The sequence below is a fragment of the Cohnella sp. CFH 77786 genome (assembly GCF_019400745.1).
GTDB lineage: Bacteria > Bacillota > Bacilli > Paenibacillales > Paenibacillaceae > Cohnella.
Genome location: NZ_WJIB01000032.1, coordinates 1 through 9,281 on the forward strand (window position 1 = coordinate 1; position 9,281 = coordinate 9,281).

Annotated in this window: 11 protein-coding genes and 1 pseudogene; 2 read left to right on the forward strand and 10 right to left on the reverse strand. The window is 41.9% G+C overall.

Features of this window, described 5'->3' with window-relative positions; all coding sequences use genetic code 11:
* Positions 1 to 253: 253 nt before the first annotated feature.
* Positions 254 to 670: a hypothetical protein gene (locus GE107_RS26025; RefSeq protein ID WP_219644620.1), complete on the reverse strand. Its 417-nt coding sequence runs from the start codon at positions 668 to 670 to the stop codon at positions 254 to 256.
* A 242-nt stretch (positions 671 to 912) separates the two neighbouring features.
* On the reverse strand, positions 913 to 1,380 hold the full coding sequence (locus tag GE107_RS26030; RefSeq protein ID WP_219644621.1) for a DUF2691 family protein: 468 nt from the start codon (positions 1,378 to 1,380) through the stop codon (positions 913 to 915).
* Positions 1,381 to 1,833: 453 nt separating this feature from the next.
* Here GE107_RS26030 and GE107_RS26880 point away from each other — a divergent pair, with 453 nt between their 5' ends.
* Positions 1,834 to 2,226 carry an IS110 family transposase gene (locus GE107_RS26880; protein ID WP_255570882.1) on the forward strand — a complete coding sequence of 131 codons (393 nt, stop codon included), beginning with the start codon at positions 1,834 to 1,836 and terminating at the stop codon, positions 2,224 to 2,226.
* A gap of 385 nt (positions 2,227 to 2,611) precedes the next feature.
* A pseudogene (locus GE107_RS26885) lies at positions 2,612 to 2,961 on the forward strand (transposase).
* 221 nt (positions 2,962 to 3,182) lie between these two features.
* Here GE107_RS26885 and GE107_RS26040 read toward each other — a convergent pair.
* The 8 genes from GE107_RS26040 to GE107_RS26075 form a co-directional block, all read right to left on the reverse strand.
* A complete protein-coding gene (locus GE107_RS26040) occupies positions 3,183 to 3,836 on the reverse strand; it encodes a DUF4279 domain-containing protein (protein WP_219644622.1) in 654 nt (217 codons plus the stop codon).
* A gap of 225 nt (positions 3,837 to 4,061) precedes the next feature.
* On the reverse strand, positions 4,062 to 4,604 hold the full coding sequence (locus tag GE107_RS26045) for an O-acetyl-ADP-ribose deacetylase (protein WP_219644623.1): 543 nt from the start codon (positions 4,602 to 4,604) through the stop codon (positions 4,062 to 4,064).
* 225 nt (positions 4,605 to 4,829) lie between these two features.
* Positions 4,830 to 5,366 (reverse strand): hypothetical protein, encoded by a 537-nt coding sequence (locus tag GE107_RS26050; protein WP_219644624.1) that lies wholly within the window; start codon positions 5,364 to 5,366, stop codon positions 4,830 to 4,832.
* Between the two features lie 233 nt (positions 5,367 to 5,599).
* The gene (locus tag GE107_RS26055) at positions 5,600 to 6,241 is read right to left on the reverse strand and encodes a hypothetical protein (protein ID WP_219644625.1); all 642 of its coding nucleotides are present in this window, start codon (positions 6,239 to 6,241) and stop codon (positions 5,600 to 5,602) included.
* A gap of 259 nt (positions 6,242 to 6,500) precedes the next feature.
* Positions 6,501 to 7,058, reverse strand: a complete 558-nt coding sequence (locus GE107_RS26060; RefSeq protein WP_219644626.1) for a hypothetical protein — start codon at positions 7,056 to 7,058, stop codon at positions 6,501 to 6,503.
* 204 nt (positions 7,059 to 7,262) lie between these two features.
* Positions 7,263 to 7,736 carry a DUF2716 domain-containing protein gene (locus GE107_RS26065; protein WP_219644627.1) on the reverse strand — a complete coding sequence of 158 codons (474 nt, stop codon included), beginning with the start codon at positions 7,734 to 7,736 and terminating at the stop codon, positions 7,263 to 7,265.
* A 269-nt stretch (positions 7,737 to 8,005) separates the two neighbouring features.
* Positions 8,006 to 8,329: a hypothetical protein gene (locus GE107_RS26070; RefSeq protein WP_219644628.1), complete on the reverse strand. Its 324-nt coding sequence runs from the start codon at positions 8,327 to 8,329 to the stop codon at positions 8,006 to 8,008.
* Between the two features lie 269 nt (positions 8,330 to 8,598).
* On the reverse strand, positions 8,599 to 8,973 hold the full coding sequence (locus tag GE107_RS26075) for a hypothetical protein (protein ID WP_219644629.1): 375 nt from the start codon (positions 8,971 to 8,973) through the stop codon (positions 8,599 to 8,601).
* Positions 8,974 to 9,281 lie beyond the last annotated feature (308 nt).

The window sequence follows — 9,281 nt, forward strand, 5'->3', positions numbered from 1 at the left end:
CAAACCTGCAAAAGTTGCCATAGTTGCTACTTCTAACAAGCTTCTGCGGCTCATTTACGGCATTTGGCGCAACCAAGAGATATTCTGCGCTGAATAACATCAAATTTATAGGGATATTTTACCACAATCGTACTTCGGCAAGTAGGCTTATTTCGGTATACCCTATTTTGTTCTTTGAATGATTTAGACTTTCTCATTGACTTTGATTAGCTGGTTTAGATGAAGTAATCGCCTTCTTCGAAATACTTACAAATTAGTCCTTTTCTTTTTCGATCGTCCGTTGTGGGAGCCATTCCAGCATTGATTTTATTATTCTTATTGACTCTACTGTTTCATCCCATCCATGGTTTTCTTTCATCATTTTGACTACAAAAGGATCGAAGACCTTTTGTAGTCTCCAGTTTGTTATGTATTTTGAAGAGGTTATTACTGTTGAGTAATTTTTTCTTCTTCTCGTTCGTCCAATCACCTTTATTTCTTCGTAGCCATCGCCCCATTGCGCTGGGAAGCAGTAGACCTTTGCATGGGGTCTGAATTTTTTTGTACCTTGCTTTATTTGTTCTTTTCCTTCTCCGAAATACCTTTCTTCTATGATGTTTCCAACTAAGCACCATACAAAAGGTATCGATGATCTAGATTGTTCTTCTTTGATTTCTTCCTGATCATCCATGCTTAGGTTCCTCTTATGTATTGCGATTATTTCATCTAACGTCTCTCGTATTCACGAACCCGAGAACCTTAAGCCCCAACGGGGCGGCCGCAGCGCGGTTAGGTTCGCAGGGTTGTCCGCCTGATTCAGCATCCTGAAATTCCTCGGGTGGACCAAGGAACCGTCAGGTTACGCAGCGTGATTACGGTGTTATCCGAAGTCTCTGCCTTCCAGGGTTACTTACAATTTTTCTTCATCATAGTTCACCATACGGACAGTCCTGTTCTCATATTGTTTTCGTCTGTTATATATTCAAGACTTTTGAATCCCCGGTTTTTCGCATTTATATATAGATCATTTACTTTCTCAGTATTCTTGCAATAGATTGTAATATACGAACTATCAACAACCAAAAGGACAAGTTGGCAATCACTATTAAGGTATTCCTCAAATGTCTTTAATTCTTTGATATCCTTCCCTTTGGGAAAGGCTTTTAGGTCTTGAAATATTAAATAGTAATCGTTTTCCTCTAAAATACTCCTAAGAGCTTTTCCGTCCATACAATTATTAGGTTCTTGGAATAGCAAATCCCCTAATTTACTATCAACTATCAGGTACGACTCCTCTGCACCAATACGCCAATTATATTCTTGTATTTCAAAAGGGTTTAAAATGTCCTTGAGGTATCTTCCGTATTTATTTGGAATTTCAAAACTAATTCCTCTTATCAAGTATCGGCCTCCTTTCTTGATTTCCTTGATTTTAAAATACATGCAGAGATTTCGGATAACGTCTCTTGTATTCACGAACCCGAGAGGCTTAAGGCGACGGAGTCGCCGGGTGGCTCCGCCACTTAGCCTCGCAGGGTTGTCCGCCTGAGTCCACTCCCTCGAAAACCATCGGGCGGACCAAGGGTCGACGAATGTCGGCACGACGCGTGAATACGGTGTTGGTATTATCAGTTCATACCCGTTCAATCGGGGATGAACTTTTTCTTTTATACTGGTAGAAACACTGGGTCTAAAAATGTATGTGGTGTTGGGACATCGATCCCGTCACATAAAGTGTTTCAGCCCGGCGACGTTCATACCCCGATTGAGCTGGTTGGGCGACTCAGCCCGTATCACCGCGCCAACTTGTGGAGAACGTATAGCTCAGGGTTCCAGTGATCCTAAGGAGGTTTCATGAATCATCCTGTATTGAGCATCGATGTTGCAAAAGGAAAGAGCGTCGCTGCTGCCTTTCTTTCCAGCAGTCAGTTGTTTCGCAAGCCGTTCTCATTCGACCACTCTCCTTCCGGAGTTGAAAGCCTGCTTTCTCTTCTGGACGAGATGGAGACGATCGCCAGTACCAAACCTCATGTCGTTCTAGAAGCTACCGGCAATTACTCTAGACCGCTCTCCTCTTTCTTCTCTTCTCGTGGGTTTCCCGTTGTTGTGCTCAACCCTATTCTTACCCACCAGCTTAAGAAGAAAGCGATTCGGAAAGTAAAAACCGATAGACGCTGCACGCATCGCGCAAGCTTTCTACTTGGGAAACGGATCCCCTCAGCTTCCGGTAGAAGATTCTCTCTTTGAACTCCGAACGCTGACCCGGCAACACCATCACCTAAGCGGCCTCTACACCGACGTTCAGCTCCACTTTCAAGCCGTGTTAGATCTGGTGTTTCCCGGCTTTGATCAGCTATTCCGTCATACGTGCTGCAGTACTTCTTTACGTATCCTGGCTGCCTATCCTGCACCTGATGCTGTTCTGGCCGCCGATCCCGAGCAGTTACTCATGCTTATGTTGCCCAATCGACGTGGGAGAGCGTGGAACGAACAAAAGAGAGACGCATTGCTCGAACTCGCCCGCAAAAGCCTGCCTCACCCGGCGGGTCGTTGCTCCAATGAGGTCATGCTGCGCTGCTATATCAACCTGCTGACTACTTACCAGAAAGCAATCGACGAAGTCGAAGACCGTATGGCCAAGCTAGCTTCCTCATTTCCCGCGTACGCTCTTCTACGTTCCATTCCGGGTGTCGGGGACATTACGGGATCCGTTATTCTTGCAGAGATTGGCGATATAAAAGGTTCCCGGGTTCGAAACAGTTGTCCGCTTTTGCCGGGCTAGACGCGTCTGTTTTCGAATCGGGAACCTTTACTGCAAGTCGGAACCGCATCTCCAAACGAGGCTCATCCTATCTGAGAACCGCCCTCTACCGGCAACGGTTGCCGCCGTTTCTCAGCAGCGCAATGGGCCTCGTAACCCGACTTTGTCCCGATATTACCAACAAAAGCTTGCGGAAGGCAAGCCTCAAAAAGTCGCTTTAATCGCAACCTGCCACAAGCTTCTGCGGATGATCTTCGGTGTCTGGTCAAACAACCGGCCGTTTTCGGCACTCTAACACAGCAACCATAGGATGATTTTACCAAAATCCTATCTCATGAGGTAGGTTTATTTGAGTCTGCATGCTTACGTATTGGGGGACATACTTAGATAATCTCTTGACTGCGATTAGCTGGTTTATCGGAAGTCGTCTGACTTCACTGAGTTACTCTAAATCAGGCCCACTAGCATATAAATCAATATCTAAAATTGTATTTAAATTTGAAAGTTTCTTAATAATTATCGGGTTGAGATTAATTCCCCACATCTCATCTTTATATCCGTAATAAGCAACTTGAATAACTCTATTGATTTTTTCTGAATTAACGATTGAAGTAATATTTGAGCTTTCCAATTTTCCTAGAAGATTGGATAATTTATCTTCAACTTCACCAGTTCGCTTAAGATCAAATTCAAATATAAATCCACTATCCTCATAGAGCTTGGTAATATTCCGATTAGGAATCTGTGTTCCTTTTTTCCAAGTTTGTGTGGGAATAAAATCAATTTCCTTAAGAAGTTTTTCTAATTCAATTTCTTCTGATGAGACCGTAAAGTATACTCGGTTTCCAGCGCTCATCCCCATAAATCTAACCCTTACTTTAGGTGAAGTGTCTAAGTAAATAACAAAATAATATGCCTCACCCTCAATTGGAAAGTAAACAGCAGCGGTTTTTTCTTCTTCGTTTATTATCACATCATCTATTTTTGGTGTGTTGTTCGAATAAACTAATTTATTTACAGATAGATAAGCTTTCGTAAGTTCAAAGGATTGTTCTTCTACTTCCTTAAGTGCAATTAATTTTAGAGCTTCTGTCATCTCCGAACCTCCAAGAACATATCTTACAGACGATTTCCGATAACGTTCTCGCATTCACGATCCCGAGAACCTTAAGCCCCAACGGGCGGCCGCAAAGCGGTTAGGTTCGCAGGGTTGTCGCCTGAATCCACTTCCCCGAAATGCCTCGGGCGGACCAAGGGACGGCACAAGCCGGCCCGACGCGTGAATTCGTTGTTATCTGAAGGTGACGACCTCTTGAAATACTTACAAAACTGCTCTTAATTTCTCTTGATAAATATTGTAGTTTTCATCATCGAAACAAATAAATTGAATTTTCTTAAAGGACTCATTCTGCAGTACAAAATCAAGGACTGTTCTTATTGCAATTGCTGCTGCCTTGTCCTTTGGAAATTTATAAATTCCAGTGCTTATATTGGGGAATGATATACTCTTGAGCCCATATTGAACTGCAAGGTTCAGTGAGTTCTTATAGCAGTTACCGAGTTTTTCATCTTCGAGATTATTACCTCCATTCCATACAGGTCCAACTGTATGGATTACAAACTTAGCTTTTAGTCTGCCTCCTGTTGTAATTACTGATTCTCCAACTGGACAGTTTCCCTGCTTATTCCTAATCCTGATGCATTCATCAAGAATCTCTCTACCACCTGCTCGATGTATGGCTCCATCTACTCCACCACCACCAAGCAAACTAGTATTTGCTGCGTTTACAATGCAATCTAAATCGGATTTTGTTATGTCTCCCTTCTCTAATGCAATTATGGTTGAGTTCAATAAATACTCCATTGAATAAGATCCTTTCCTAGGCATTCGTCACTTTCAGATAACGTCTCTCGTATTCACGAACCCGAGAACCTTGAGCCCCAACGGGGCGGCCGCGGCGCGGTTAGGTTCGCAGGGTTGTCCGCCTGATCACCTTCCTCGAAGTGCATCGGGCGGACCAAGGGTCGACGAATGTCGGCCCGTCGCGTGAATACGGTGTTAGATGAAGTCTTCGGCCCTCAGCTGAGCTTACAAAATATATCTCTGTATCACTTCATCATCCCACACCTGAACTTCAATATATCTTTCTGGTCCTTTATCTCCATTCTTATTCCAATCTTGTGGCATTCCATATTCTTCCATCACTCGAATTATCTCTTGTTTGGTATACACTAGTCTACGATATGGTTTATTATCCTGATACCTCATCGTTGGAAAAAGATCACCGTATGTAAAACTAATTGATGTTTCGAGAAATTCGTCCAAGTCAATTGCTATCCAATCCGGGTTCAAATACCATGACTTTAGCCAATCACATGGTTCCAATGTCATGTAGTGAGGAAATGGGTTTCTTGGCTTGCCGCCCTTGGCAATAAATTGTTCCCTAGCCAGCCGTTCGAGATCTCTTCTGATCAACATATAATCATCTGATCTCTTGCTGGCAAACATTTTTCCGTCTTGTTTGATTTGATTTGAAATCTCCAAGGCTCTCTCAATCGGAAGACTAGAGAGATTTCTAAAAGGCCCAATATGCTTATCAAAATAATGATACAAAGAATAGGTCATGACATGTTCCTTTGGTTTTATAATCTTTCGAAGATTTCATCTAACGTTCTCGCATTCACGAACCCGAGAACCTTAACCCCAACGGGCGGCCGCAAAGCGGTTAGGTTCGCAGGGTTGTCGCCTGAATCCACTTCCCCGAAATGCCTCTCGGCGACCGAGCAGCCGCAAGGCTGCGATGTGTGAATGCATAGTTATCCGAAGTTACTGTCTTCTGTGAAATACATACAAAAAAATTATTTCGGCTTAAACGGACCAACATATATCAGTCCGTTATTCTCAACTTTATATATTTCCAATCTTTGCTTCCCATTATCATCCTGAAAGACAGCAATTAAATGGTTCTCATACTCGCGTTGATAGCCGGACATATTCTCCATACCGTACGAAGCAATGCTGCCTAACTTTTCGTTAACATCAATGTATAAAATTTTGTCATCAATTCGATCATATATTCGAATTGACTGCATTTTACCAGGCAAATAAACCATTATTTCTGTTATTCCATCGCCATCAAGATCTGCTTCATAAACAGAGCGAGCGTAAATTTCAAGTAGTGTTTCCTTGTCACTTGATTTATTTGTAAAAATATACTTTATATTCGCTCCTTTAGGAGACATATCGTTCGTTACTTTTGTTACGCCGATAATTCCTAAGATGTTCTCCTCGGTGATATTTGATTCTGAAATGTTATTTCCATCGTCTATTTCCACACTATGGCTCTCTTCAATTTCTTTAGTCCCATCTTTAGAAAAAGTATGATTTATACTATTGATTTCTTTTACAGTTGCTCCTGAATCTTCAGGCTGATTTTTGCAACTTGTAGAGGTTGCAATTAAAATTAGAACACAAAATATAATGATATTTTTTTTCTTCAATGCACCCACCCTCCAGTGATTTATATGTCATAGAGGTCTTTAAATTCTTTTTACTTTACAGTAATTTCGGATAACGTCCCTCGTATTCACGAACCCGAGAGGCTTAAGGCGACGAAGTCGCCGGGTGGCTCCGCCACTTAGCCTCGCAAGGTTGTCCGCCTGATCTACTTCATCGAAATGCCTCGGGCGGACCAAGCAGCCACCAGGCTGCGATGCGTGAATACGTTGTTATCGGATGTTCCCGGCTTCTTTGAAAGGCTTACAAGTTTCCCCTTTCTGGCCCAAAATAAAACTTCTCATTCCCTGTTCTGTCCGTAGCAGTAATAATAACCGGTATGTTTACACGATCTTCCAAGAACTTAAACCAGACAGCTCTTGCTTCGTCAACTTTAAATATATGCGTTGAATAATTGTCTTCGCTTTCCACAAAAAGCTGAGTTATTTCAGGATCATTTATTATTCCATAAAGTAAATTGGTTCCACTTGAAGAGTTACCTATCCCTTGCCATGAAACTACCCGGTCAGAGAGCATTGGAGATTCTGAAATTAACTCTTCAACAGAAAGACTTTTTATTGTGTCATTTTCAAGTGAAACTACTTTTAAGTTGTTATTAATGGTTTCATAAAATGCATATAGCTTATCGTTATGAAATTGATTAGTAATAGTTCTCAAGTAATTATCATCATAATCTGTTAAAGCTTCATCTATTTTAATTTTCAATGGTTTGCTATTCTCAAATAAGTTTCGCGCCAAAATTATTATCAAACATCCGGTCAAAAGTATTATGAGTACGTGATGAAATTTTATTTTGAACATCTTGAATCTCCTTATCGATCTCTTCGGGAATTTCCGATAACGTCTCTCGTATTCACGAACCCGAGAACCTTAAGCCCCAACGGGGCGGCCGCGATGCGGTTAGGTTCGCAGGGTTGTCCGCCTGGATCAGCTCCTCGAATTGCCTCGGGCGGACCGAGCAGCCGTAAGGCTGCGATGCGTGAATACGGTGTTAGACGAAGTTCATCAACTTCTTCGAATCAATCTTCCAAAAATGCTGGGTTTATGTCTTTCAAATGTTTTTATAAGATCTTCATTTATTAAAGTTACCGATTTCTCCCATGGATGGCTAAAGTAACACCAGCTTAAATCCATTGGGAAGAAAATGTAGTAATCTCCATCAGGGTAAAAAGGAATTGTCCATTCTTTACTTCCGTGAGGCAAATGAGGGTTGTACCAGTAACACTCATGCTGCCAATCCAAGGCATAAATATATTCATCTTCAGTAGTGAGCTCTTTGAATACCTTATTGCACTTCTCTTCTAAGTCGTCCGTAGTATCCCAGGTTCCCGATAACTCATAAGTAATAAACTGATCATCCACCACTAGGATACTGGGCCAGTCGGTGCTGCTAATACTTGGTTTGAATTTGTATCTTTTTTCAAACAAATCCCAAGCATAATCGTATTCTTTGTCAGTAAGCTTAATCCAATTGTTCATCTGTACTTCTTCCTTTTATTCAAATCGATGAATTTCGTCTAACGTTGTTGTATTCACGACGTCCCACCACCTTAAGCCCGAAGGGCGGCCGCGATGCGGTTAGGTGGTGCGGATGTGTCCGGCTGATTCTGCTTCCTCGTTTACTGAAATGCCTCATAGATTTCACTTCGAACTTCTGCCGGACCGAGGGGCGACAACGTCGACCCGATGCGTGAATATGGTGTTAGGCGATGCTGGCTCTCCTTTGAAAGGCTAACAGTCTTATTTGTTTACCATGGAGTAATAACATCATTACTCTCTTCGCCATATCCTCTTACAGTAAACCCTTGAGCAGACGCATGACTATTTACTGCCTTTAAAAGATCCTTTCTGAATATATTTGTAGCTCTATGAATTTCTTTCGATCCACTATCTCTAAATGTATATTCCTTAAAAATAATGAAATTGAGTCTGTCCATTTTCTTTATGACGAAGATATTCCCTTCATATTCGCCAGCTCTGATGTTTTGATCAGCAATAAAGTTATAAATTGCGTCGTACCACTCTTGATATATGACTTCTTCTTCAAGAAATTCAGCAATTATATCATTCATAATTCAAGTCTCCATTCCTTGGGCATGTTAATATCTAAGGTCTATGATCTATTCACGTTATTTAGCCAGTTTCGCCTAACGTCTCTCGTATTCACGAACCCGAGAACCTTAAGCCCCAAAGGGGCGGCCGCGACGCGGTTAGGTTCGCAGGGTTGTCCGCCTGCCTTCGCTTCCTCGAAATCCCTCGGGCGGACCGAGCAGCCGTAAGGCTGCGATGCGTGAAAACGATGTTAGCCGAAGTTCCATCTTCTTTGAGCTACATGATTTATTTATTTGTATGTATAGTAGTCTCTTAAGTTCCCTTTATTCCATTCCTTAATAACCATTTCAATATTGAAGCTAAAAAGACCAATTTGGTTCTCATACTTCTTCGCTAATACTTGCAATGTCTTTAGAGCAATCTTTGTTCTATAAGGCAATAAATGAACTGCTGCTGTCTTTTTTACATAATCATTTTCATTTTCAATCATTTTTTCAATTTCGTTTATGCCTTCATCACCATAGGATTTGTGTTTCATAAAGTTCTTGTAGCATTTGTCATAAATCCTGTTTGTTACTCTAGGTTGAACTATGATCTCATATGAGTATTTGCCTAATTCTATAGAATTATTAATACAATCCTTTACGAGGTTTTCAATTTCCACTTGATTACCTCTCTTTCAAAACATATGGAATTTCGGCTAACGTTCCCGCATTCACGACGCCGAGAGGCTTAAGGATTCCTTGGATTGATCCAATTTGGGATCAATCCGGTCCGGGTGGCGCAGCCACTTAGCCTCGCAGGTGTGTCCGCCTGAATCAGCTCCCTTGTCGATCACTTCTGGCGGACCGAGGGGCGGCGAATGCAGACCCGATGCGTGAATGCAATGTTAACTGAAGTTCTCGGCTTCTTCGAAATACCCCAGCAAATTCGTCCTTATCCTTCTGCATCATCGAAATGCCCCAGCAAATT

What these genes read in the sequence shown, in the direction of transcription:
- GE107_RS26025 (WP_219644620.1), bottom strand. Translation starts at nt 670, where the DNA reads ATGGATGATCAGGAAGAAATCAAAGAAGAACAATCTAGATCATCGATA.
- GE107_RS26880 (WP_255570882.1), top strand. Translation starts at nt 1,834, where the DNA reads ATGAATCATCCTGTATTGAGCATCGATGTTGCAAAAGGAAAGAGCGTC.
- GE107_RS26040 (WP_219644622.1), bottom strand. Translation starts at nt 3,836, where the DNA reads ATGACAGAAGCTCTAAAATTAATTGCACTTAAGGAAGTAGAAGAACAA.
- GE107_RS26045 (WP_219644623.1), bottom strand. Translation starts at nt 4,604, where the DNA reads ATGGAGTATTTATTGAACTCAACCATAATTGCATTAGAGAAGGGAGAC.
- GE107_RS26050 (WP_219644624.1), bottom strand. Translation starts at nt 5,366, where the DNA reads ATGACCTATTCTTTGTATCATTATTTTGATAAGCATATTGGGCCTTTT.
- GE107_RS26060 (WP_219644626.1), bottom strand. Translation starts at nt 7,058, where the DNA reads ATGTTCAAAATAAAATTTCATCACGTACTCATAATACTTTTGACCGGA.
- GE107_RS26065 (WP_219644627.1), bottom strand. Translation starts at nt 7,736, where the DNA reads ATGAACAATTGGATTAAGCTTACTGACAAAGAATACGATTATGCTTGG.
- GE107_RS26070 (WP_219644628.1), bottom strand. Translation starts at nt 8,329, where the DNA reads ATGAATGATATAATTGCTGAATTTCTTGAAGAAGAAGTCATATATCAA.